This is a genomic window from Streptomyces sp. 351MFTsu5.1 (assembly GCF_000383655.1).
Taxonomy (GTDB): Bacteria; Actinomycetota; Actinomycetes; order Streptomycetales; family Streptomycetaceae; genus Streptomyces; species Streptomyces griseorubiginosus.
In genome coordinates this window covers 464882-488375 of the sequence record NZ_KB911776.1, presented here as the reverse complement: position 1 = coordinate 488375, position 23494 = coordinate 464882, and the positions used below count along the sequence as shown (strand labels likewise).

At 72.5% G+C, this 23494-nt stretch carries 17 protein-coding genes; 10 read left to right on the top strand and 7 right to left on the bottom strand.

All coding sequences use genetic code 11. From position 1 onward, the window contains the following. Nucleotides 1-59 precede the first annotated feature (59 nt). From H295_RS0105650 to H295_RS0105620, 7 genes are all read left to right on the top strand, one after another. Nucleotides 60-1628, top strand: a complete 1569-nt coding sequence (locus H295_RS0105650) for a helix-turn-helix domain-containing protein (protein ID WP_020134364.1) — start codon at nucleotides 60-62, stop codon at nucleotides 1626-1628. A 116-nt stretch (nucleotides 1629-1744) separates the two neighbouring features. After that, nucleotides 1745-4183 (top strand): SpoIIE family protein phosphatase, encoded by a 2439-nt coding sequence (locus H295_RS0105645; RefSeq protein ID WP_020134363.1) that lies wholly within the window; start codon nucleotides 1745-1747, stop codon nucleotides 4181-4183. 676 nt (nucleotides 4184-4859) lie between these two features. Then, the gene (locus tag H295_RS0105640) at nucleotides 4860-5969 is read left to right on the top strand and encodes an ABC transporter permease (RefSeq protein WP_043217147.1); all 1110 of its coding nucleotides are present in this window, start codon (nucleotides 4860-4862) and stop codon (nucleotides 5967-5969) included. A gap of 200 nt (nucleotides 5970-6169) precedes the next feature. Beyond that, nucleotides 6170-6937, top strand: a complete 768-nt coding sequence (locus H295_RS0105635) for a polysaccharide deacetylase family protein (RefSeq protein ID WP_028809079.1) — start codon at nucleotides 6170-6172, stop codon at nucleotides 6935-6937. 375 nt (nucleotides 6938-7312) lie between these two features. Then, nucleotides 7313-7534: a hypothetical protein gene (locus tag H295_RS0105630; RefSeq protein WP_028809078.1), complete on the top strand. Its 222-nt coding sequence runs from the start codon at nucleotides 7313-7315 to the stop codon at nucleotides 7532-7534. Between the two features lie 411 nt (nucleotides 7535-7945). Next, complete coding sequence (locus H295_RS0105625; RefSeq protein WP_020134359.1) at nucleotides 7946-9187, top strand: acyltransferase family protein; 1242 nt, start codon at nucleotides 7946-7948, stop codon at nucleotides 9185-9187. Between the two features lie 43 nt (nucleotides 9188-9230). Next, nucleotides 9231-9455: a hypothetical protein gene (locus H295_RS0105620; RefSeq protein ID WP_020134358.1), complete on the top strand. Its 225-nt coding sequence runs from the start codon at nucleotides 9231-9233 to the stop codon at nucleotides 9453-9455. 27 nt (nucleotides 9456-9482) lie between these two features. Here the strand turns inward: H295_RS0105620 and H295_RS0105615 are convergent, their stop codons facing one another. Together H295_RS0105615 and H295_RS0105610 are read right to left on the bottom strand one after the other, a co-directional pair. Beyond that, nucleotides 9483-10139 (bottom strand): DUF1326 domain-containing protein, encoded by a 657-nt coding sequence (locus H295_RS0105615; protein WP_020134357.1) that lies wholly within the window; start codon nucleotides 10137-10139, stop codon nucleotides 9483-9485. A gap of 138 nt (nucleotides 10140-10277) precedes the next feature. Then, complete coding sequence (locus tag H295_RS0105610) at nucleotides 10278-11150, bottom strand: DUF2182 domain-containing protein (protein ID WP_020134356.1); 873 nt, start codon at nucleotides 11148-11150, stop codon at nucleotides 10278-10280. Between the two features lie 207 nt (nucleotides 11151-11357). On the opposite strand from H295_RS0105610, the gene H295_RS0105605 reads away from it, so the two are divergent. Then, nucleotides 11358-13205 carry a glycoside hydrolase family 15 protein gene (locus H295_RS0105605; RefSeq protein WP_028809077.1) on the top strand — a complete coding sequence of 616 codons (1848 nt, stop codon included), beginning with the start codon at nucleotides 11358-11360 and terminating at the stop codon, nucleotides 13203-13205. A gap of 142 nt (nucleotides 13206-13347) precedes the next feature. Next, the gene (locus H295_RS0105600; RefSeq protein WP_020134354.1) at nucleotides 13348-14694 is read left to right on the top strand and encodes a hypothetical protein; all 1347 of its coding nucleotides are present in this window, start codon (nucleotides 13348-13350) and stop codon (nucleotides 14692-14694) included. A 4-nt stretch (nucleotides 14695-14698) separates the two neighbouring features. Here H295_RS0105600 and H295_RS0105595 read toward each other — a convergent pair whose 3' ends face one another. The 4 genes from H295_RS0105595 to H295_RS0105580 form a co-directional block, all read right to left on the bottom strand. Then, nucleotides 14699-15229, bottom strand: a complete 531-nt coding sequence (locus H295_RS0105595; protein ID WP_020134353.1) for a TerD family protein — start codon at nucleotides 15227-15229, stop codon at nucleotides 14699-14701. 453 nt (nucleotides 15230-15682) lie between these two features. Next, nucleotides 15683-16480 (bottom strand): inositol monophosphatase family protein, encoded by a 798-nt coding sequence (locus H295_RS0105590; RefSeq protein WP_043217145.1) that lies wholly within the window; start codon nucleotides 16478-16480, stop codon nucleotides 15683-15685. A 70-nt stretch (nucleotides 16481-16550) separates the two neighbouring features. Continuing rightward, nucleotides 16551-17780, bottom strand: coding sequence for a sensor histidine kinase (locus H295_RS0105585; protein WP_020134351.1), 1230 nt, complete (start codon nucleotides 17778-17780; stop codon nucleotides 16551-16553). Nucleotides 17781-17926: 146 nt separating this feature from the next. Next, nucleotides 17927-20146 (bottom strand): MMPL family transporter, encoded by a 2220-nt coding sequence (locus H295_RS0105580; RefSeq protein ID WP_043217144.1) that lies wholly within the window; start codon nucleotides 20144-20146, stop codon nucleotides 17927-17929. 285 nt (nucleotides 20147-20431) lie between these two features. Here H295_RS0105580 and H295_RS0105575 point away from each other — a divergent pair, with 285 nt between their 5' ends. After that, nucleotides 20432-22051: an alpha/beta hydrolase gene (locus H295_RS0105575; RefSeq protein ID WP_028809074.1), complete on the top strand. Its 1620-nt coding sequence runs from the start codon at nucleotides 20432-20434 to the stop codon at nucleotides 22049-22051. A 92-nt stretch (nucleotides 22052-22143) separates the two neighbouring features. Here H295_RS0105575 and H295_RS0105570 read toward each other — a convergent pair whose 3' ends face one another. Next, nucleotides 22144-23202: a hypothetical protein gene (locus H295_RS0105570; RefSeq protein WP_020134348.1), complete on the bottom strand. Its 1059-nt coding sequence runs from the start codon at nucleotides 23200-23202 to the stop codon at nucleotides 22144-22146. Nucleotides 23203-23494: the final 292 nt, after the last annotated feature.

The following is a 23494-nucleotide window of genomic DNA, read 5'->3' as shown; positions in this document are numbered from 1 at the left end:
TGTCAGGGGATTTGTCCCGGCCCGGGGCCGGATGGCCCGACTCCTGCCACACTGACCGTATGAACGCGCGTGCCGCGGACGGCGCGGGGGCCGGGCTGGGGCGGCGGGCCCGTGTCGCATGGCTGTTACGGGTCAACCGGCTGCTGGCCGAGGAGAAACCGCTCAGATCGCTGCCCGCCTTCGCCGCGGCCTTCCGGGGCGGGAGCTACGACCGCGAGGTCAGCGTCAGCACCGTCTCGCGCTGGGAGACCGCCCGGACTCCCGTGCCGTGGCAGGCGGTTCGCCGCTACGAGGAGCTGCTCGGACTGCCCCGAAACCTGCTCGCCGCCACCGCGCGCACGGTGTGGCGGTACTGGGCGCCCGGTCCCGTCCTGGACGTGGACCCGGTCGCCCCGGCCGCCAGGGACCTGGAGGACCTGCTGGAACAGGCGGTGTCCGGTGACGTGATGACCGGCGACCACTGGGACCAGCTGGTCGACGGACTGTGCGCACGGCCCGACGTGGTGCTGATGCCGTCCGGCACCTGGGCCCTGCTCGCCGAGCGGCTCGTCGAGGAGATGGTGATCGCCGACGACCTGCCGTGGATGCTCCGCTTCGAGTCCCTCAACCGGCTCCTCAACCACCGCAGGGGCGCCCGTACGGTCGTCGCGGTGTGCGGGGCGCTGGCGGCGGAGCGGGCCCGGCTGACGGCGACCGAGATCGTCTGCGCCCTGGACAATTCCGCCCACCCCGACGCCGCCGACCGGGTACTGCGCGAACTCGCCCAGCCCAGTGGGCCGTTGGCGCACCGGGGCGCGGTCATGGCGTGCTTCCGCAAGGTGGACTACCGGCAGTTCGACGGGGCGCAGCTGACCCGGCTGGTGCGGGCGGTGCGGGACTGCGCGGACGACAGCCCGTTCGGCGACCAGATCGAACCGCTGCGCGCCCATCTGTCCACGGCGCACCCCGAGCACGCCCGCGCGCTCCTCGGCCGCCGCCCGCCGCCCCCGCTGCCGGGGCGACGCACGGCCGATCCGGCCGCGGCGGCGGTCCGGCGGGTGAGTGCGCGGCTGGGCGCCCTGGAGCCGGGCCGGGTGGGCGACCCCGCCGTGCCGACCGCCCTGGTCACCGAGGCGCTGGCCAGCCCGCTCTTCGACGTCCGGCTGTACGCCGCGTTCCTGCTCGCGGCCACCCCGTACCGGCCGGTGCTGGCGGACGCGCTCGCCGCGGAACTCGTCCGGCCGCTCGCCACCCGGCGGGAGGAGCTCGCGGTGCCGCTCCTGGACGCGCTGCGGGTCGTCGGCGACCACCGCCACCGGGGGCTGCTCCAGTGGCTGGCGGTGACACCCGGCATTCCGCGCACCGTCGCGTACGCCGCGGTCCGCGGCCTCGGCCATGTCGCCGCCGACCGCTCCACCGGCGACTTCCTGCGGTCGGCCCTCGCCCACCACCACAGCGCGTGGCTGACCGGCCGGGACCCGGTGACCGCGGCCACCCTGGAGAGCCTCGTCTACGCCCTGGGCATGGCCGCCCGCGACGACGTGCTCAGCACGGTCCGCACGAACCCCGACTACCTCCCCGCCACCCGCACGGCCGCGGCCTGGTGGCTGGACATCCCCGACCACCAGCGCACCAGCGCCCTGCTCTGACGCACACCGGATCCGGGACTGCGGCTCCGCGGCTGATCGAGCGGACCTCGCCCGGGTACGGGCACCGGCCGCCCGTATCGCTTGAGCCGGGAGCCGTGGGGCGGGAGGCTGGGAGGATGGACGGCAGGTTCGGCACTTCCGGAGGCACCCGGGAGGGACCCGTGCCCGAGGACCTGGCGGTGGTGGTCGACGCCGGCGGGACGGTCACGGTATGGAGCTCCGGGGCGCGGCAGCTGCTCGGCTACGGGGCCGCGGAGGTCGTGGGACGTCCGGCGGCCGAGCTGCTCGCGGCCGACCTGCCCGAGTCCGCGCGCCGGAACATCGCCGAGGGCCGGCGCTGGGCCACCGAGGTGGCGCTGCGGCACCGCGAGGGCGACCGGGTCGTCGTACGACTGAAGGGGACACCGCTCACGGACGGCGACGACGCGCGGCCGTGGCTGATCACCCCCGCCGCCCCTGAACGCGTGTACCAGCCCGCCGAGCCGGCCGCGGAGGCCCTGTGGGACCTCACCCTCGCGCAGCTGCCCGTGCCGGTGGCGGTCTACGACACCGAGGCCCGCCTGGTGACGGCCAACGAGATCATGGCCCGGTTGATGGGCCGGACCGTGGCCGAGATGCGCGGTCTGACCCTGTGGGAGATCGAGCCCACCGCGCCCTTCGACGAGTACGACCGCCTCCAGCGGCAGGTCCTGCGCACCGGCGAGCCGGTCTTCCACGAGAACTTCGGCCAGGCGCCCGGTGAGGTCCGCGGCCACGCCTGGTCGATGTTCCTGTCGCCGCTGAAGGACGAGGCCGGGACGGTACGGGGCATGTCCGCGGCCGTGTTCGACACCACCGAGCAGTACTGGGCCCGCCGCCGCCTCGCCGTCCTCAACGACGCGAGCCTGCGCATCGGCAGCACCCTGGACGTCGTCCGTACCGCGGACGAGCTGGCCGAGGTGGCCGTGACGGGCTTCGCGGACTTCGTCACCGTGGACCTGCTGGAGTCGGTGGCCCTCGGCGACGAACCCGAGCCGGTGCCGCCGGACCGCCCGGTCACCGTACGGCGGACCGCGCAGCGCTCGGTTCTCGCGGGCTGCCCGGAGTCGGTGGTGCCGTCCGGCGAGACCACGTTCTACCCGGCCGGGACACCCCCGATGCGGGCCCTGATCGCCGGCCGCGGCACCCTGCCCGCGCCCGGGGACCCGGGGATGCGGAAGTGGGTCGATTCGTCCCCGGCCCGCGCCGAGACCGTGGCCCGATACATGATCCACTCGGTGATGATGGTGCCGCTGCGGGCCCGCGGGGTCACCCTCGGCCTGGTGCACTTCCTGCGTCACCGCACGCCGGAGCCGTTCACCGAGGACGACCTGCTGCTCGCGGAGGAGATCGTCGCGCGGGCGGCGGTGAGCGTCGACAACGCCCGCCGGTACACCCACGAACGCCGGACCGCGCTCACCCTCCAGCGCAGCCTGCTGCCCGAGCGGCCGCCGGACCTCGCGGCGATGCAGGTGGCCTACCGCTACCTCCCGGCCGGCTCCGGCGCGGACGTGGGCGGCGACTGGTTCGACGTCATCCCGCTCTCCGGCGCCCGGGTCGCCCTGGTCGTCGGGGACGTGGTGGGGCACGGCATCCACGCCTCGGCGACCATGGGCCGGCTGCGGACGGCCGTGCGCACCCTCGCGGACGTGGACCTCACCCCCGACGAACTCCTCACCCAGCTCGACGACCTGGTGGTCAGGCTGGACCGGGAGGAAGGGCCGGAGACCCGCGACGACCCGGCGGCCCAGGCCCCGACGCCGGGCGAGGTGGGCGCCACCTGCCTCTACGCCGTCTACGACCCGGTCTCGCGCCGCTGCACCATGGCCCGCGCCGGTCATCCGCCGCCGGCCGTGGTCACCACCGGCGGCGAGGTCCGCTTCCTGGACCTGCCGGCCGGGCCGCCGCTCGGTCTCGGCGGGCTGCCGTTCGAGTCCGTCGAGGTGGAACTGGACGAGGGCAGTCTGCTGGCCCTCTACACCGACGGTCTGGTCGAGGCGGCGGACCGCGACATCGAGGTCGGCCTGAACCTGCTGCGCGCGGCGCTGGCCGACGACGCGGGGCCCCTGGAGGAGACCTGCGACCGGGTCCTGCGGACGGTCCTGCCGGCCCGCCCCGCCGACGACATCGTCCTGATGCTGGCCCGCACCTCCGCGCTGGACTCCGCGCAGGTGCGCACCTGGCGCCTGCCCGGCGATCCGGCGGCGGTGTCCCGGGCCCGGAAGGCGGCGAGCGAGCAGGTCACGGCGTGGGGCCTCGGGGACGCGTCCTTCGCGACGGAACTGATCGTCAGCGAACTCGTCACGAACGCGGTCCGCTACGGCGCCGAACCGATCGTCCTGCGCCTGATCCGCGACAACACGCTGATCTGCGAGGTGTCCGACGGCAGCAGCACCGCTCCGCACCTGCGGCGGGCGCGGGTGTTCGACGAGGGCGGGCGGGGGCTGCTGCTGGTGGCGCAGATGGCGGAGCGGTGGGGGAGCCGGCAGACGGCCACGGGCAAGACGATCTGGGCGGAGCTGACGGTGCCGGAGTAGCCCGTCCGGGGCGGAGCGGGGGCTCCCGGAGTAGCCCCTCCGGGGCGGAGCGGGGGCTCCCGGAGTAGCCCCTCCGGGGCGGAGCGGGGGCTCCCGGAGCAGTCCCTGCCGGGCGGAGTTGGGTCCGCCGTCCCTCCCGGGCGGAACCGGGGTACGCGGAACCGTCCCTCCCGGGCGGAACCGGGGCACTCGGAGCCGTCCCTGCCGGGCGGAGTCGGCTCCGCCGGAGTCCTTCCCGGGCGGAGCCGGGGTACGCGGAGCCGTCCCTCCCGGGCCGAGCGGGGGCTCCCCGAGCCGTCCCTCCCGGGCGGAACCGGGGCGCTCGGAGCCGTCCCTGCCGGACGGAGTCGGCTCCGCCGGAGTCCTTCCCGGGCGAAGCCGGGGTACGCGGAGCCGTCCCTCCCGGACGGAGCGGCGGCTCCCGGAGCAATCCCCTCCCAGACGGAGCGGCGGCTCCCGGAGCAATCCCTCCTGGACGCAGTCGCGGCTCCCCGGGCGGTCCCTCCCGGGCGGAGTCACGGCTCCCGGAGCGGTCCCTCCCGGGCGGAACCGGGGCGCTCGGAGCCGACCCTCCCGGGCGGAGCCGGATGCTTGGCCCGGCCGTGCGTGAAGAGCCCTTTTTGTGCCGGGCGGTAAACGGAACGGCACGTTCACCCACCTGTGCGACGATGCGCCCGTGAACGCACCCTCCACCCCCTCCGCCGGCAGACCCACCACGGAGCCGGCCCCCAAGTCCCCCGGTTTCGCCGCCGAGTTCAAGGACGCCGTAACGTTCCGGGCCTTCGGCCTGGTCCTCGGCGGCCTCCTCGTCCAGCTGGCGTTCGTGCTCTCGTACGTAGGCGCCTTCCACTCCCCCACCCCCCACCGCATCCCCGTGGCGGTGGTCGCCCCCCAGCAGGCCGCCGCGAAGATCGTCGCCCAGCTCAACGCGCTGGACGGCAACCCCGTGAAGGCCACGACGGCTTCGAGCACGGCAGAAGCCCGCGACTGGGTCATGACCCGCAGGACGGACGCGGCCTTCGTCTTCAACCCGCAGGGCACCGAGGACACCCTCCTGGTCGCCTCGGCGGGTGGCCCGTCGGTCTCCCAGACGGCCACCCAGATCGCCCAGAAGATCGAGACGTCCGAGAAGCGACAGATCTCGGTGACGGACATCCGGCCCCCCAACCCCGGTGACGGCCGCGGCATGACGTCCTTCTACCTCGTCCTCGGCTGGGTGATCGGCGGCTATCTGACCGCCACGATCATGGGGATGGCCGCGGGTTCCCGCCCGGCCAACCGCCAGCGCACCCTGATCCGGCTGGGGGCCCTCGTCCTGTACGCGGTGGTCTCGGGCGTGGCCGGAGCGGTGATCGTGGGCCCGGTCTTCGACGCGCTGAGCGGCCACTTCTGGGCGCTGAGCGCGATCGGCGCACTGGTCGTCATGGCGTCCGCGGCGACGGCGCTCGCCCTCCAGACCCTGCTGGGGCTGCTCGGCACGGGCCTGGTCATCCTGCTGTTCGTGGTCCTCGGCAACCCGAGCTCGGGCGGCGTGTACCCGGCCCCGCTGCTGCCGCCCTTCTGGAGCGCGATCGGCCAGGCGTTGCCGCCGGGGGCGGGCACGACCCTGGTCCGCAACACGGCATACTTCTCGGGTCACGCGACGGGTTCGGCGCTGTGGGTGCTGTCCGCGTACGCGGTCGGGGGCGCGGTGCTCGCGTGGGGGGCCTCGTGGTGGCGGGAGCGCCGGGCGGCCGACGCCGGGCGGGAGACCGCGGCGCCCGCTGCTTCCGCGGCGACCGCCTGACGAACCCCCTTGGACAGTCGGGCAGTCGGGCAGTCGCCCGGCTGCCGGTTGTCCGGGAACCACTCCGGGATTGTCCTTGATCGGTAACGGACGCATCCCCTGACCGCCCCCGCTCGTCCTGCCAGTTGTCGCGAGACGAACCGGCCGATCGTTGTGTGTGCATCGGCACGGGTGAGCAACTGCGGGAGAGCGGGGCGGACATGGCACGGCACGGCGGGCGGGGCTGGTACGGCAAGGTGCTGGGGGCGGCACTCGGAGTGACGCTGCTCGCCGCCGGCGCCTCGATGTGGACCGCGCAGGCCGGTGCCGTGGGCTCGTCCCCGAAGACGCCGGCGTCGGCCGGGCCGGCCCGTGCGGTCAAGCCGGTCGACGTGACGATCGTGCACGCCTCGGACAAGGGCGCGCACGGCGTCAACATCACCATCGACGACGGCCCCGACCCGGCCTGGACCCCCCAGGTCCTGGACGTGCTGCGCGAGTACGGGGTCAAGGCGACGTTCTGCATGGTGGGCACGCAGGCGCAGGCCCACCCGGACCTGGTGAAGAAGGTGGTCGCGGCCGGGCATCGGCTGTGCGACCACTCGGTGTCCCACGACACCACCATGGACAAGAAGTCCGAGGCCTACCAGTCCCAGCAGATCCTCGACGCCGAGCGCATGATCACCGAGGCGTCCGGGGGTGTGCGGCCGATGTACTACCGGGCCCCGGGCGGCGCCTTCACCCCGTACAGCCGCAAGCTCGCCGCCTCCCACGGCATGCGGCCGCTGGGCTGGAACGTCGACTCCAAGGACTTCGAGCGCCCGGGTACGGCCGCGATCGTCGCCACGGTCGAGCACGAGCTCCCGAACGGTCCGACGATCCTCTTCCACGACGCGGGCGGCGACCGCGCCGAAACGGTGCAGGCCCTGCGCGAACTCCTCCCACAGCTCCGCGCCCAGGGTTACGTCTTCGGCTTCCCGGTGCACTGAGAACGGGCTTCGGCCGCTGAAACCCGGTGGTCACCAGCCACGTCGGTCTGTACGTTCCCCTCATGACCGAGACCCGAAGGGGCGGTGCCGCGTAGGCGCCCGCGTCGGCTGGAACGGGTCCGCTTCTGGTCCGAGGCCACGGAGACTTCCGCGGCCACCTCGAAACCGTGCTGCACGCGCTGCCGAGAAAGAGCGCGCGCGAGCGGCGCGCTCTCGTGCGGTCCCTCCACAGGAAGAGCCTGGTCAGAGTGAAGGCACTGCCGGTCCGCGGCCTGTGCGCGCCGTGGTGGTGAGGCTGACGTCCTGCATCCCGTCTTGGCAACGGTCCTGGACAAGCGGCGACGGGTGGGGGGTCGTAGGCGCATACTGAGGACGATGACTAAACCTGCCGCACCGAAGCGTCATTTGCCCACCAGCCCCTTCAAGGCCCCGGTCGCGCCCGCGCCCAAGCACTTCGCCGTGGGTGACCAGGTCACGCACGACATGTACGGCCTCGGCCGGGTGCTCGGTGTCGAGGACGGAATCGCGGTACTCGTCGATTTCGGCTCGTCGCAGATGAGGATCCTGAGTCCGTACTCGAAGATGACCAAGCTGTAAGCAGCAAGGAGCTCCTCCCATCGATCTGAACTCGCTGTTCTCCGCCCCCGAAGGGCAGTCCCAGCGCACCCAGGCGGCCCTGCCGCCCCTCACCATCGACCCCTTCAAGGCCCCGGACTTCGGGGACGACGAGGACGAGACCTTCCCGCGGCCCGAAGCGGCCTAGCTTCCTCCGCTCCACGCCACGCCGCCCCGCCCGTGCCGCCCGCCGGCGCCGGTGCGCTTTCGCCTGCCCTCCCCGCCATCCCTGACGGCCACCGTGCCGGGTGTGACTGAGCCCACCCTGTTTCTGACCTGTGGTTCCGCGGTGATTCGCCACAGCTGACGCCCAGCGAGGCATGTCAGCGTGATTTCCGGTTAGGCGCACCGGGATTACTCGAATCAGCCGGCAGGTGAGAAGCGATCTCTTTCATGGCGAAGGCACCGGACTCGACGGACGTGACGGAAGCGGAGCGGGAAGGAGCGGACACGGCGGTCGACGCCCGTAGACCCCCAGCCCCGGTCGCACCCCGTGCGAGCCGGGGTTTTCCGTCCGCGGTCTCCCGCACCGGACGGGTCGGCGGCCTCGACGGCCTGCGCACCCTCGCGGTCGCGCTGGTGATCGTCCACCATGTGGAGCCCGAGGCCCTGCCCGGCGGCGCGGTCGCCGTCGACGTCTTCTTCACCATCAGCGGCTTCGTGATCACCCGCCTGCTGCTCGCCGAGTACGTCCGCCGCGGCGGCATCTCCCTGCCGTCCTTCTACCGGCGCCGCTGGCTGCGCCTTGTGCCCGCGATGCTGGCCGTGTGCGCGGTCTGCGCGGTGCTCGGCACGACCACCTCGCTGTGGGGCTTCGAGGGTTCGCTGGAGGCCGCGGGCCTGTCGGCGGCCTTCCTCACCAACGTCGTACGGGCCATGGAGTCCGGCCCCTACTCCGACCTCACCGCGCCGCTCGCGCACACCTGGTCGCTCGGGGTGGAGGAGCAGTTCTACTTCCTGTGGCCGCTCGCCCTGATCTTCCTGCTGCGGAGGTTCCGGGCCCGGACCGTCCTGCTGGGCACCGCGGCCCTGTGCGTCCTGCCGCTGCTGTGGCGCTGCGTCCTGTGGAACCCCGACGCGGCCCACCGCATCTACAACGGCACCGACACCCGCGCCGACCAGCTGCTCGCCGGCGCCCTCGTCGCCGTGGCCCTGGCGCGGCTGCGGGCCGACGACCCCCGCCTGGCCCTCCTGCGCACCTGGACCGGACGGCTGGCCTGGCCGGCGCTCGGGCTGCTGGCTCTCGTCGCCTGGCAGGTGCCGGTGACCGAGGACCTCGGCCGCTGGACGGCCGCCTACTACACGGTCGGTTTCCTGGTGGTGGCGGTCCTGTCCGCCACGCTGGTCGCGGCGCTCGAACTGCGGCCCGAGACCGCTCTGTCCCGCCTGCTGGCCATGACCCCGCTCGCCTGGGTGGGCCGCAACCTCAGCTACGGCGTCTATCTGTGGCACTACCCGGTCGTACGGCTCCTCGCCTCCCTCGGCGTCCAGGAGGGCCGCCTGGCGGCGACGGTCGTGCTGACGCTGCTGATGGCGCTGCTCTCCTACTACGTCATCGAAAGGCCGTTCCTGAGGAGGGCCCACCGGACGAAGGCACCGCGACCGACACCGGTGCCGGCCACGGCGACGACATAGGGCCACCACCTGTCCGGCCGGCGCCGTTTCCTACACTCGCGGGATGAATGACCACACGTGCACGCACTGCGGCACCGTCGGCCTGTCGGAAGGCTTCATCGAGGACGCCGGCGAGCACTCTCGCGGCTACGCGCGGTGGATCGAGGGCGCGTTGGAGCGGGGGATCTTCGGGGGCGCCAAGCGGATGGGCCGCCCCCGACGCCAGATCGTGGCGTTCCGCTGCCCCAAGTGCGGACACCTCGACCTGTTCGCCACGGACCCTGCGTAGCCGGGCCCCCTCAGGCTGCTGTGCGGGTCAGTCGGGGCCGGTCCAGTCGAAGGGGAAATGCTTGCTCGACTTTCCGGAGCGGTCCCAGGAGAAGCCGAACGCGTCCGCGCGGTCGACGGTGGCCCGGCCCCAGGTGGCGACCTGGCCCGGTCCGACTTCGGCGCCCGGGGCGTTGTGGACCTGGACGCGTGCGCCGTCCGCGCTGGTCGGGCCGGTGAGCGCCTCGGCGGCCGCCGTGACACGGCCGGGGATCTCGGCCCGCCAGGTGGCGAGGTCGTCGTCCACCTCGACGTGGATGGGGGCGACGTCCATGCCGCGGATCTCGGGGTGCAGCATCTGTCCGAACCGCGCCGGCCAGCCGCCCGCCTCGCCGCCGAAGACGGCCCCGAGAGCACCGCGTTGCTGTTCGTCGGCGCGTTCGTCGAGGAAGACGGCGGCGTAGGGGTCGCTGTGCTCGCCCGCCCAGACGTTGCCCGTGAAGGAGCCGAGCATCAGGACGTTGAGGCCGTCGAGACGCACGTCGCCGTAGCCGCCTTCCCGGATGTGCCAGACCAGGACGCCTTCGCAGTGGCCGTAGGTCGGGGGCTGGGCGAACGTGCACGGACAGGGGACGGCGCAGTTGCACACATCGAACCAGTCGCCGGTCAGATGCCAGCGCGTCACGGTGGTGGCCTGTTCTGTCATCTCGCTTCCCTCCTGCCGAGCCCAGGAGGCTCACTCGGAGTGGCGAGACCGTGTGTGCCGAGCCCGGTCCCGGGATCGGGAGACGGTCTCCCTTCCAGCTTGCACCTCGTTCCGCCGGTGCGGAACCCGGCGCCGGGATCACATGTCGTCCATCGACGGCATCGAGTCCCGCAGCCCCGGCAGCAGCCAGTCCTGGAACGGCGCGAGCACCGCCAGCACGAGGAACACGACGCCCATGGCGCGGGCGAGCAGCGGACCCCGGGACCACAGCTTCTCCAGGAAGACGACCACGGCCAGCCCGGCCATCGCCGCCACGTTCATCACGCCCAGCGGCACGAGGACCACCATCAGGCCGGCGCAGCAGCCGACGCAGTAGGCGCCGTGATGGAGGCCCACCCACAGGTCGCGGGCGGGTCCCCGGAAGCCGGAGTAGTGCACCAGGTGGCCCAGCGGGTCACGGCAGTGCCGCAGGCAGACGGACTTCAAAGGGCCCAGCTGATACAGGCCCGCGAGCAGGAAGGCAGCCGAGCCGATCCAGCGGCCGACCGTCGGGCGGTCGTCCAGCAGGCCCTCGGTGAGGGCCAGCGCCGCGTAGGTGAGCAGCCCTGACGCCGTCCACACCAGCAGGTATCCGGTGGCGAACTCGGCGGTCCGGGCGGTCCGGGCCCAGCCGGAGGACTGCCGGCCGATGCCCCGGACCCAGGTGATGGCCACCGGCGCCATGGACGGCAGCATCATGGCCGCCATCATCGTCGCCCACAGCAGCAGGAACAGCGGCAGGGCCATCCCCATCGTGCCGGGCTCGACCCCCATGTCCCGGGCCTGACCTATCGTCAGTACCCAGGCGGGGACCACGATCAGGACCACCAGCGACCAGGCGGCCGCGAGTTCCCGCGTGGGCAGCAGTCCCCCACCCGTTCCGGTCGGGGCGGCCGACCGGCCGGCGAAGGGAGCGGAACTCCGGCTGGGACGCATCGGCGTGTTCTCCTGCGGCTCCTTCCAGGAGAACATTTCCCCGCCCTCCCCGCGACCCGCCCCGGACGACCCGACCACCCTGACAACAGCCCCGACTCGGCGGCCCGCGCGGGCTCCCCGGGCTGCTTTCACCCCCCGAGGGTGAGGCGGCCGTCCCAGCGGTGCCGAAGGCTTGGTGGGCGCGAGTCCGTGGCGGCCGGCCGCCGGATCGTCGCGGCGTCCCCGACCGAACAGGGAGATCAGGTGAACCGGTACCCGCCCATCGCGGAGCACGGCATGGTCGGCGATCTCCAGACCGCCGCCCTCGTGGCGTCCGACGGAACCGTCGACTGGTGGTGCACGCCCCGCTTCGACTCGCCCAGTGTCTTCGCCTCCCTCCTGGACGGTGAGAGAGGAGGCCACTGCCGGCTGGCCGCCGAGTACCCGGACGACGGCGGCATGACCGTCCGGCAGCTGTACCTGTCCGACACGGCCGTCCTGGTGACCCGGTTCATGGCGCCCGGCGGGGTCGGCGAGGTGGCCGACTTCATGGTCCCGGACGACTCCTCCACCCCGACCGGCGTCCACCGGCTGCTGCGGGTCGTACGGGTCGTACGCGGCAGTCTGCCCTTCGCGCTGAGCTGTCAGCCGCGCTTCGACTACGGCCGCGCCCCGCACACCCTCGAGCGGCCCGACGAGCACTCCGCGGCCTTCCGCGGCCCGGGCACCGACCTGCACCTCCAGTCCACCGACGGGGTCGTCTTCCACGAGGACGGCAACGACATCAGCGCCCGCTTCACCCTCTCCGCCGGTCAGGCGGCGGCGGTCGTGCTCACCAGCACACCCGGCGGGCACCCGGCCCCGCCCCGCCCGACCCTGGAGGAGGCCGCCGACGCCCTGGAGACCTGCCGCACCTTCTGGCTGTCGTGGCTGCGCTCGTGCACCTACCGGGGCCGCTGGCAGGACATCGTGAACCGGTCGGCGATCACCCTCAAGCTGCTCACCTACGCCCCCACCGGAGCGCCCATCGCCGCCGCCACCATGGGCCTGCCCGAGCAGATCGGCGGGGAGCGCAACTGGGACTACCGCTACACCTGGGTCCGGGACGCCTCGCTGTCCGTGCGCGCCCTGATCGACCTGGGCTTCCACGAGGAGGCGCACGCCTTCCGCCGTTGGCTGCGCGAACGCATCGAGACGGACAGGCCGCCCTCGGCGGACCCCCTGCAGATCATGTACCGGATCGACGGCGACCCCCACCTGACCGAGGAGACCCTCGACCACCTGGAGGGCTACCGGGGATCCCGCCCGGTGCGGGCCGGCAACGCGGCCGCCGACCAGCTCCAGCTCGACATCTACGGCGAGGCGTCCGACGCGCTGATCGTCGGCGGGGACATCGGCGCGATCCGGGGCTGGCACGCCCTGGGCGAGGTGCTGGACTGGCTGGCCGACCACTGGGACCAGCCCGACGAGGGGATCTGGGAGACCCGGGGCGGGCGTCAGGACTTCACCTACAGCCGGCTGATGACCTGGGTGGCCTTCGACCGGGGCGTCCGCGCGGCCACCAGGTTCTCCCGGCCCGCCGACACCGTCCGCTGGACCGACGCGCGGGACGCCGTCTTCCGCCAGATCGTCGAACGCGGCTGGCACGACAAGCGGCGGGCGTTCGTGCAGCACTACGACACCGACGTCCTCGACGCCTCGCTGCTGCTGATGCCGCGGGTGGGTTTCGTCTCGCCCCGTGACCCCGACTGGCTGAGCACGCTCGACGCCATGGGCGAGGAACTCGTCAGCGACAGCCTGGTCTACCGCTACGACCCGACCGCGTCCCCGGACGGGCTGCGCGGCTCCGAGGGCACCTTCAACCTGTGCAGCTTCTTCTACGTCGAGGCTCTCGCCCGCAGCGGCCGGCTGGACCAGGCCCACCACGCCTTCGACAAGATGCTCACCTACGCCAACCATGTCGGCCTGTTCGCCGAGGAGATCGGCCCCTCGGGCGAGCAACTCGGCAACTTCCCACAGGCGTTCACCCACCTCGCCCTGGTCACGGCGGCCATGGCACTCGACGAGGAACTGGAGAAGGCACGGAACAGGGCCGGAGGCTGGCACCCGTGACCGCGACGGCCGGGTCGAGTTGATCAAGAAGTCGGTAAGAAGGGGGAGGGGCGGGGCAACCTTGTGGGGGTGGGTGGGGTCGCAGTCGGCGGCCGGTTCCGATCATCGGGCCGGGGTTCTTCTGTCCCAGCTGGGGGATGTCATGAGTTCTGTCTCCGTCCGACGTGCGCTGTGTGCGGGAGCGGTCGGCGCGCTGGTCGGCGCCGCGCTCGGGAGCGGGGTCGCGTTCGCCGACGGTTCGGATCCGAACGACGGGCTGGAGATCCAGGCGCCGTACGAGCAGGCCGTCGTCGCCGCCCCCGACGGCGGGGGTACGGCCCCGTACCGGTCCATGGCTCTCGGGCTCCAGCACTACAACTCCGGCTACACCGTGACCGACGGACGCCTGACCGTCGACGTCTCCGGGCTCACCGGGGTCGCCGAGGTGCAGTGGCCCGCCGACTGCGTGCCGGACGACGCCGGTACCGTCGCCGTGTGCGACACCGGTGACGTGCCGGTCCGCTACACCCCGCAGGTCCAGCTGAAGCTGCGGGCCGCGCCCGGCGCCGCCGTCGGCGCGCAGGGCACGGTCGAGTACTCCGCGACCGCCACCGGCGGCCCCGACGGCACGCTCTCCGTCCCGGAGTACTCGACGGAGACCTTCGTGACCGTCGGCTCCGGCCCCGACCTCGGCGTGAGCGCCCCGCAGGACGTCTCCGGCGTCGCCCCCGGCACCGGTCTCACCGTGCCGTTCGACATCACCAACACCGGCAACGAGACCGCCCGCGGCTTCAGCGTGAAGCTGTGGGCGACGTACGGCCTCGACGTCGCCACCCGCTACCCCGAGTGCACCTACAGCGGGCCGGACGACAGCGGCAGCCAGTACCCGTCCATGACGTACGTGACCTGCTCCTTCGACACCGAGGTCGCGCCCGGCGCCACCGTGGAGCTGCCAGCGCCGCTGCGGCTCGCCGTCACCCGCCACGCGCTGTACGAGCGGTTCGACTACGAGGTCGAGCCCGCCGGGGACGTCACCGACCTCGACACCTCCGACAACGGCCGCTCCTGGCACATCACCGCCGACAACACCGCGGACTTCGCCGTGCACGGCACCGAGGTGAGCGGCGCGGCCGGGGACACCGTCGCCGCCGGGTTCCGTTTCGTCAACCGCGGTCCGGCCTGGGTCGCGGACGTGGCCTCCGGGGACCCGGTCCCGGCGATCGACTACTACCTCCCGCCGGGCACCACCGCGACCTCGGTGCCCCGCACCTGCCGTACGGCCGCGCCGGCCGCCGGCGACCCCACGGTCCCCCACTACGTCTGCACCCTGCCGACCTGGACCAGCCCCGGCCTGAAGGCCGACTTCCCGTTCCGGCTGCGGGTGGACCAGGTCGTCCCCGACGCGACCGGCCGGGTCACCGTCCGTCCCTACGACGGCAGTCCGGCCTTCGCCTTCGACCCGCGGGTCGGGAACAACTCGGCGAAGGTCGTGCTGAACCCGTCGTCCTGACAGCTCACCGCCGTACGCTGCCCATCTCCGCCATGAATCCCGTCGGGCTGCTGTCGAAGCCCCGGATCAGTTCTCCGAAGTGCCAGGCGCCGGTGCCGTCACGGGTGAACTCCGCGATCGTGGCGGCGGTGGCGTCGGCGACACCGGCGAAGTCGTCGGCCAGCAGCCTGCGGTAGCCCTCGACGACGAGCACCCCGCAGTGGGTGAGGTCGCCGAAGGTGCGGGGGCCGCCGTCCTGGTGGATGGCGACCCCGACGACGACCCGCCCGTAGGCGGACACCATCCGCTCGAACTCCAGCTGGAGCACCTCGACATAGCCGAGGCCGAGACCGTTCTCGCTGTGCCGGGTCATGTTGATGGTGCCGTCCGGGGCGCGGTTCTCGTGGTAGACGACGTACTCGGGGCGGCCGTAGGGATCGGCCGCCGGATAGGTCGCGGCGATGATGTCGAGGTGCCGGGCCGGCTCCCCGTAGGGACTGGGGTCCCACTTCAGCCGCACCTCGACCTTGCCCAGCCCCGCACCGTCGGCATGCATCAGCCGCTCCCCGTCAGAGTGCCCCGGGACCCTCCCGCTTGCTGAAGTATGTGCTCCGGTCAGCCGGTTGATACCTCCCTGACGGCCATCTCCTGGTCAGATCTCGACCAGGACCTCGTCATCCGCCGCCGACCCCCCGAGGCGGTGGCAAACGGCTCAAGCACTACGACGACTTCTGCGCGGCCCCGCTGCCGTCGTGCCCGCTGGGCCTGCCGCCCGGCCGGCGGAGTGTGCCGACCGGCGGTACCGGGGCCGCAGGTTTCTCACTCGAGGCTGCCGGAAGCCGGTTGCACGCCACGGCCGTAGGGCAGTCGCCCGGTGACCGCTCCGCCATCTGCCGAAGCCCGCGATTCCTTGGCCCGGCCCAACCCTCACCGGAAGCCGGTCGCCCTCGTCCGTGTCCGTCGCTCGTCGGGAGCCCCTCGCCTTCGGCGATGCCCGCCGCCGGTCCCGTCAGCCGGCCGCCGCCCCCGACGCATGCCACAGCTCCGTCGTCTCCTCGGCCGCGGCCGGGGCCACGAGGAGCAACGGCTGGTTGTGGGAGGGGAGTTCGGGGACCGCCACCGCTCCCGCCTCGCGGGCGATGAGCAGGGAAGGGAGGCCGTCGATCGCGTGGAAGGCGCCGATCGCCGCCGCCGTCGCCCGGCCCGCCGCGACCTGGGCCAGGGAGAGTGCCGTAGAGCCCATCACCCGTGCCGTGCAGTGCCGTTCGGCGAGCCGGGTCAGGAGGGTGTCCAGTCCGGGCCAGTGGGCGTGCGCCGCCCATTCGGTGAGGAAGACATGGCCGGTGAGGGTGGTGTGGGCGGCCGCGTACGTCCGGGTGCCGTTCAGGTACGCCCCGCGCCCCCGGACCGCCGTGAACGTCTCGCCCCGCCAGGGATCCGCGACCACCCCGAGCAGCGGGGTGCCGTCGGCGGCGGCCAGACCCAGCGAGAAGGAGCACCAGCCCAGGCCGTGGGCGTAGTTGGTGGTGCCGTCGACCGGGTCGACCACCCAGTGCGGGGCACCGGCCGAGCCCTCCTTCGGGCCGTACTCCTCACCGACGATCCCGTGACCGGGGAAGGCCCGCCCGAGCACCTCGCGGACCCGGGTCTCCACCGCCTCGTCGGTCGCGGTCACGATGTCCGCGGGGCCGTCCTTCTCCCGCACCTCGGCACCCGGGTCGCGGGGCCGCCTGATCGCCTCCGACGCCCAGGCCGCGAGCCCGGTCGCGACCTCCAGTGCCCGGTCGAGATCCACGTCAGCAGCCATGCCGGTCACAGTACGGGCACCGGGCGGGGGCCCGGCGACCTCCGGGTGAATCCCCGATGGCCTCCGAACGTCACGCGTCGCCCTCCCCGCGCACCGCCGGCTGCAACGGCAGTGCCGTACTGACCTCGAAGCCCCCCTCCGGGCGCGGCCCCGCCCTCAGTTCGCCCCCGACGGACTGGGCGCGTTCGCGCATCCCGATGACGCCGAAGCCCTTCGCGGGCTCGGGGCCGGACGCGATGCGCGCTCCCTCGTCCGTGACCGTGATGAGGAGGCGGCTGCCCGCGTAGGCGAACCGGACGTGCGCGCGCTGCGTCGCCGCGTGCTTGGTGACGTTGGTGAGCGCCTCCTGCACGATCCGGAACGCGGTCAGGTCCACGCCCGGGGAGAGCGGCTGCGGCTCCCCCTCCGTGGTGACGGTGACCGTGATCCCCGCGGAGGCGCACGAGGAGACCAGTTCGGGCAGCCGGGCGAGGCCGGGGGCCGGTTCCAGCGGGGCAGAGCCGTCGTCGTCGTTCTGCCGCAACAGGCCCAGCGTGGCCTTGAGTTCGCGCAGTGCGGAGGAGGTCGTGCCGGTGAGGTCGTGCAGGATCCGCTTGGTCTGCGGGGGGTTGGTCAGCGCGAGGTGCTCGGCGGTGCCGGCCTGGGCGTTGGCGAGGGCCAGGTGGTGGGCCACCACGTCGTGCAACTCCCTGGCGATCCGCATGCGTTCCTCGGTGACCCGCAGCCGCGCCTCCTCCTCCCGGGTGCGCTCGGCGTGCTCGGCGCGGGCCTGGGTGGCCGCCAGGTAGGCGCGCCGCAGCCGGGTCATGGTGCCGGCGGCGAGCGGCAGCATCAGCCAGAAGACCGGGCCGATGGTCCGCAGGAGCAGCGACACATGGTCCATGGAGTCGGAGAGCGCGGCGGCGACCGTGAGCGCTCCCGTGGTCGCGAAGCCGTAGACGCGGACGGTGGCGCGCTCGGTGAGGGTGGCCAGCCAGTACAGCGACGCCATGACGGGACTCAGCAGCAGGGGGGTCAGAAGGTACCCCTGCGTGATCACGGCCACGGCGCAGACGGCGTTGACGACGACGGCGGTGCGCGGGTGGGTGCGGTGCTTGAGCAGGGCGAGACAGGACACGCCCATGAGGACCACGGCCAGGCCGTCGTCGTCGGGTGGGGTGGCACCGGGCAGGGTCAGCGAGGCGCCGAGGGTCGCGCACCCCAGCAGCGTGACGACGAGCGCCAGGTCGACGAGGAAGGGGTGGCGGTCCGACAGTCCCTCCAGGCGGTCCGCGTAGCGCCGCTCCATGCTCGTGATCATCGTGTTCTCCGGTGCGTGGGCTCGGGTCCCATGGTGAGCGAAACGGGCCGCCCGTGCCGTACGACACGGGCGGCCCTGGTGGGGGCGGGGTCAGACCCGGCCCTGGTGGGGGTGGGGGGTCAGATCCGGCCCTGGTGGGGGCGGGGTCAGACGCGGACCGCATCCTGGTCGGCGGAGGGGGAGGCGGCGGGGGCAGGGGCGGGGGTGTCGGCGGCCCGGGTGAGGGCCTCGCCCTCGACGTCCACCCGGGGCAGGATCCGGTCCAGCCAGGCCGGCAGCCACCAGGCCCTGTGGCCGAGCAGGGCGAGCACGGCCGGGACGATGGCCATCCGGACCACGAACGCGTCGAGCAGGACGGCGGAGGCGAGCCCGAACCCGATCATCTTGATCATGGAGTCGCTCTCGCCCATGAACCCGGCGAACACCGCGATCATGATCAGCGCGGCGGCCGTGACCACCCGGGCGCTGTGCCGGAATCCGGAGGTCACCGCCTGGGCGGGCGTCTCGCCGTGGACGTACGCCTCACGCATCCGGGAGACGAGGAAGACCTCGTAGTCCATGGCGAGGCCGAAGACGATGCCCACCAGGAAGATCGGCATGAGGCTCATGATCGGGCCGGTGGTCTCCACGCCCAGCAGGGAGGCGCCGTGGCCCTCCTGGAAGACCAGGACGACCGCGCCGAGGGAGGCCAGGATGGAGAGCAGGAAGCCGAGGGCCGCCTTCAGCGGGACCAGCAGCGAGCGGAAGACGACGAGCAGCAGCACGATCGCGAGGCCCACCACCACGATCAGGTACGGCACGAGAGCGGACTGGACCTTCTCGGCGATGTCGATGTTCAGCGCGGTGCTGCCGGTGACCTCGAAGGTCGCGCCGGTGCCGGACTCCAGGGCCGGGCGCGCGTCGCGGATGGTGGTGACGAGGTCCTTGGTCTTCTCGCTGGTGGGCGCGGTGGACGGCACCGCCGAGAAGACGGCGGTGTCACCGGTCTCGTTGAAGCGGGCCGGGGACACCGACACGACCCCCTCGGTCGAGCCGATCTTCCGGGAGATCGTCGAGACCGCGGCCTTGGCGTCGGCGTCGCCCTTCGCGTCCACGACGACGGTCAGCGGGCCGTTGAAGCCGGGGCCGAAGCCCTCGGCGAGCGCGTCGTAGGCGCGGCGCTGGGTGGTGGAGGTGGACTTGGCCTCGTCACCGGGCATGCCCAGCTGGAGGGAGGTCATCGGCACGGCGAGGGCACCGAGGCCGACCACGCCGAGGATCAGTACCGGCAGCGGGCGGCGCAGCACGAACCTGGCCCACCGGGTGCCGCCGTTGTCCTTGGCCTCCTCCTCGATACGGCCCCTCCTGCGGTCCTTGCGGCGCAGTACCGCGTTCGGCCAGAAGCCGAGGAACGCCGGGACCAGGGTCAGCGCGACGAGGACGCCCACGACGACCGCGCCCGCCGCGGCCAGCCCCATCTTGGTGAGCATCGGGATGCCGACGACGGTGAGTCCGGCGAGGGCGATGACGACGGTGAGCCCGGCGAAGACGACCGCGGAGCCCGCCGTACCGACCGCGAGGGCCGTCGCCTCCCCGGGTTCCCTGCCCTTGGCGCGTTCCTCGCGGTAGCGGGAGACGACGAACAGGGCGTAGTCGATGCCGACGGCCAGGCCCAGCATCATCGCCAGGGTGCCGGTGGTGGTGGACAGGCCGAGGGGGTGGGAGAGGGCGAGGATCGTGGCCATGCTGACGCCGACCCCGACGATCGCGGTCAGCAGGGGCAGTCCGGCGGCGGCGAGGGAGCCGAAGGTGACGAGCAGGACCACGGCGGCGATCGCGATGCCGATCGCCTCGGCCGAGCCGCCCGCGCCGGCGCCGTCGTCCATGGCGGTGCCGCCCGCCTCGACGGTCAGCCCGGTGTCCCGGGCCGTGTCGAGGGCCTTGACCAGCTGGGCCTTGCTCGCCTCGGTGAGGTCGCTGGAGGCGACCTTGTAGGTGACGGTGGCGTACGCCGTCGTGCCGTCCTTGCTCACCGCCTTCGCCTGGAAGGGGTCGACGGCGGACGCGACCTGCGAGCCGTCGGCCAGGTCGGCGACCGCGCTCTCGACGGCCTTCCGGTGGCCGGCCGCGGTGACCTTCTCGCCCTTCGGCGCGACGAAGACGACCCGGGCGGTCGCGCCGTCCGCGCTGGCGCCCGGGAAGCGCTCCTCCATGAGGTCGAACGCCTTCTGGGACTCGATGCCCGGCATGGAGAAGCCCTCGTCGGCCGCGCCCGGCGCCTTCAGGGCGCCCAGCCCGACGGCGGCCAGGACGGCCGCCCAGACCAGGGCGACGTACCAGCGTCGCCGGAAGGCCAGGCGGCCCACGCGGTAAAGGAATTCAGCCACGGCGAGGGTCTCCACATCTGATGCCGAACAGTCCTGATGTCGAACAGTCCGTCCAGCCTCGTCGGACGAGACCCGCCGTGTCGTCGTGCGCCTGCCGACATCCCTGCTACTCGGTACGCAGTAGGCGGCGGCCGTGGAGTAGGCCCGCAGGACGACGGGCGGACGGCGCGGACCATGCGGGAACCGCGCGGCGGGATTTGCTGTGTGTCCTCTGTGAGAGAACCGATTCGTCGGTGGGACAACCGATTCACTGAGGCCTGACCAGCCCAAGGGGGAACAAAAACAGTGAAGTTCAGACGACTCAGACTCACCGGAGCAGCGGTGAGCGCGCTCGCCGTGGCCTGGACCGGGGCCGTGGCCTCGGCGTCAGCCGCTCCGGCCACTCCGACCGCCCCGTCCGCCCCGCCCGTGCCGGCCCTCGCCTGGTCCGACTGCCAGGGCGGGTTCGAGTGCGCGAACGCCCAGGTGCCCCTGGACTACCGGGAGCCGCAGGGCAGGACCCTCACCCTCGCCGTCATCCGCAAGAAGGCGGCCGACCCGTCCCAGCGCAAGGGCACGCTGTTCCTCCAGCCGGGCGGTCCGGGCAACTCCGGCGTGGACTTCGTGCGCAACAACTACGACGACCTGCCGACCGCCCTGCGCGAGGACTTCGACGTCTTCGGCTACGACGTGCGCGGCGTCGGCCGCAGCTCCCAGGTGGTGTGCTGGGACGACCCGGCCTACACCCGGGCCGTGACCGCCGCCAAGGGCGTCCCCGGCCCCGACGCCTACGAACCGGCGGTGCGACAGGCCGCCGACTTCGACCAGGCCTGCCAGGACAACGCGGGCGACCTGCTGCCGTACGTCGGCACCCAGTACGTCGCCCGGGACATCGACCTGCTGCGCCAGGCCCTCGGAGAGAAGCAACTGACCTACTACGGCCGGTCGTTCGGCTCCTACATCGGTACGGTCTACGCCGCGATGTTCCCGAAGCGGGTGCGGGCGCTCGCGCTGGACGGGGCGTACGACCCGGAGCACTACACCAGCCGGCCCTACGCCTACGACCGGCCGCAGTACCTCGCCCTGGACGGGGCGATGGGCCGCTTCCTGGACTGGTGCAAGGCGAACCAGTCGACCTGCGGTTTCGGTGACGGCGACCCGCGCGGGGCGTTCGAGAAGCTGAAGGCCGACTTGGACGCCAACCCGGTGCCCACCGCCAACGGGGGCCAGGCCAACGGCTACACCCTCGTCTACCGGCTGATGTTCAACATCAACGAGGGCAAGGTCATCTGGCCGTCCTTCGGGGAGGCCCTGCGCAAGGCGCAGCTACGCGACAACACGTCGTTCCTGCTGCGGCCGCCGTCCCCGGCGAGCTTCGACTTCCTCAACCCGAACGTCGTGGTCGAGTGCGTCGACAAGAAGTACCCGGGCGACCCGGCGCTGCTGAAGCGCGAGGTCACCACCAACGCCCGGCTGGCGCCGCTGCTGGGCCCGGCCATGGCGTACGGCCCGCCGACCTACGACCACCAGCACGCCACGGCCTGCGTCCAGTGGAAGGGCGAGCACACCAGCCGCTACGCCGGCACCTTCCACGCGAAGGGCTCCGCGCCGATCCTCGTCATCGGCAACACCGGCGACCCGGACACCCCGTACCAGGACGCGGTGGCCCTCTCCCGTGAGCTCGACAACGGCCGTCTCCTCACCTTCGAGGCCGAGGGCCACACGGCGTTCAACCGCAGCGTCTGCGCGACGGACCAGATCACGGACTACCTCGTGAACCTGAAGGTCCCGTCCCGCGGGGCGAGGTGCTCGGACGAGACCCAGCCGCCGTCGTCGGAGCCCACGGTGGCCCCGCCGGGCACGACCCTGAAGGAACTCCGCGAGGGGGTGAACGAGCGGGTGGACCGGATCGGTTCACTGCGCTGACCGTCCGGACCTGCTGCCCCCGCCCGCTATGTCACGGGCGGGGGCAGTCGCACCCTCCGGCCCGCCGCCCGGGCATGCGAGAGAGGATGCCGTCAGCCCTTGCCGCGTGCCCACTGTGCGGCCCGGACCGATTCCTCCTGGATGTCCTGCCGGGGCAGTTGAAGGCCGAGTGCGGTGTCCAACGCGTGGAAGTACAACTCGAACTCGCCGGTCAGCTCGGGGTGATCCAGTTCGGCGCGGCGTATGGCCCGGTTGAGGAAGTCGAGCCCACCGCCGCGGTAGTAGGGGGCGCGGCCCCGCTCGTACCAGATCAGTTCCAGGACACCCCAGTCGTCGTCGATGCGGCGGCCGTCGCGCACGTAGTCGAAGGTGTAGATGGCCTTGGCGGCGGTGGCGCTCAGCCGCACGGTCTCGGTGACTCCGAGCCGGGAGAGAGCCGCGCTGTCGGCCCGGATGCCGGCTGGTGTCTCGTGGTACATCAGGAACGCCCAGTCGCCCTCCTGCCCGAAGCAGCAACTCTCCCAGGCGATGTCCCAGTGGTCGCGGCCGGCGCCGGCGTGGCTGCGCAGGTCCGACAGACGTGTCCCAGCGGCGACCTGATCGGGGTTCGCCCCGTGGAGCAGGGCTATCTGTTCGGCGCTGACGCCCTCGCCGCGGAAGAAGGCCAGGTGGGTGTAGGGGTCCTGCTCGCGCCATGTACCGGCGATCCAGGCAAGGCGTTCCAACGGGTCGCGCTCGCACGGCTGTACCGTCTGCGGACCGTCCACGCCGCCGCTGCGGAATCTGCTTCCCCAAGCGGGGTTGATCCGGTCCAGCAACTGGGCCTGTCCGGTGACGAGGTTGGTGACCGGGCCCTGGCCCGGAGTGTGAGCCACGATGTGCTCGGCGAGACGACGAACCGCTTCCTCCGCGACGAAGTACAGCGCCTGGTCGAGGTCCTGGGTGGCGAAGATCTCCTGGTAGGGGCTGCGGTAGCCGCGCACGGTGCCGTCTTCGTCCAGGACGAGGAAGAGGCCACCGGGATCGCCCACACGCTGCGTGTACTGGTCGCGTGAGGTGCCGGTGGGCGGGAGCATGGCGTCGTCGAGCAGTTCAGAACCTGCGACTGTCCGGCGCCAGGCCTGTGTGAGTGCGTGCTCCGTCATCTGCATGGGCGTCAGTATGCGGCGAGGCACTGACACGACCGGGCCGAGATGCCACGTCCAAAGGGACGGCAAGGAAAGGAAATTTGCTGTTTTCATTCCGTGGACGTTTCGTGGATACCGGTCGGTAGATCGCCCGCGTCACCCAGTGCGGCCATACCGGACTGGTACCTTCCGCGTCACTGGCCTGGGGGAACGCACGGCCGGTATCGACCTTCACAAATGAATCCAGGCGGAATTCCTTGCGCACCATTCGTGAATATCCAGGAGGCAGGCACCGCTGGGTGCCGAAGAACCGGCG

Bases quoted from the DNA above. Each gene is read 5' to 3' on its own strand.
- H295_RS0105650 (WP_020134364.1), top strand. From the start codon at position 60: ATGAACGCGCGTGCCGCGGACGGCGCGGGGGCCGGGCTGGGGCGGCGG.
- H295_RS0105645 (WP_020134363.1), top strand. From the start codon at position 1,745: ATGGACGGCAGGTTCGGCACTTCCGGAGGCACCCGGGAGGGACCCGTG.
- H295_RS0105635 (WP_028809079.1), top strand. From the start codon at position 6,170: ATGGCACGGCACGGCGGGCGGGGCTGGTACGGCAAGGTGCTGGGGGCG.
- H295_RS0105630 (WP_028809078.1), top strand. From the start codon at position 7,313: ATGACTAAACCTGCCGCACCGAAGCGTCATTTGCCCACCAGCCCCTTC.
- H295_RS0105625 (WP_020134359.1), top strand. From the start codon at position 7,946: ATGGCGAAGGCACCGGACTCGACGGACGTGACGGAAGCGGAGCGGGAA.
- H295_RS0105620 (WP_020134358.1), top strand. From the start codon at position 9,231: ATGAATGACCACACGTGCACGCACTGCGGCACCGTCGGCCTGTCGGAA.
- H295_RS0105615 (WP_020134357.1), bottom strand. From the start codon at position 10,139: ATGACAGAACAGGCCACCACCGTGACGCGCTGGCATCTGACCGGCGAC.
- H295_RS0105610 (WP_020134356.1), bottom strand. From the start codon at position 11,150: ATGTTCTCCTGGAAGGAGCCGCAGGAGAACACGCCGATGCGTCCCAGC.
- H295_RS0105600 (WP_020134354.1), top strand. From the start codon at position 13,348: ATGAGTTCTGTCTCCGTCCGACGTGCGCTGTGTGCGGGAGCGGTCGGC.
- H295_RS0105595 (WP_020134353.1), bottom strand. From the start codon at position 15,229: ATGCATGCCGACGGTGCGGGGCTGGGCAAGGTCGAGGTGCGGCTGAAG.
- H295_RS0105590 (WP_043217145.1), bottom strand. From the start codon at position 16,480: ATGGCTGCTGACGTGGATCTCGACCGGGCACTGGAGGTCGCGACCGGG.
- H295_RS0105585 (WP_020134351.1), bottom strand. From the start codon at position 17,780: ATGATCACGAGCATGGAGCGGCGCTACGCGGACCGCCTGGAGGGACTG.
- H295_RS0105570 (WP_020134348.1), bottom strand. From the start codon at position 23,202: ATGCAGATGACGGAGCACGCACTCACACAGGCCTGGCGCCGGACAGTC.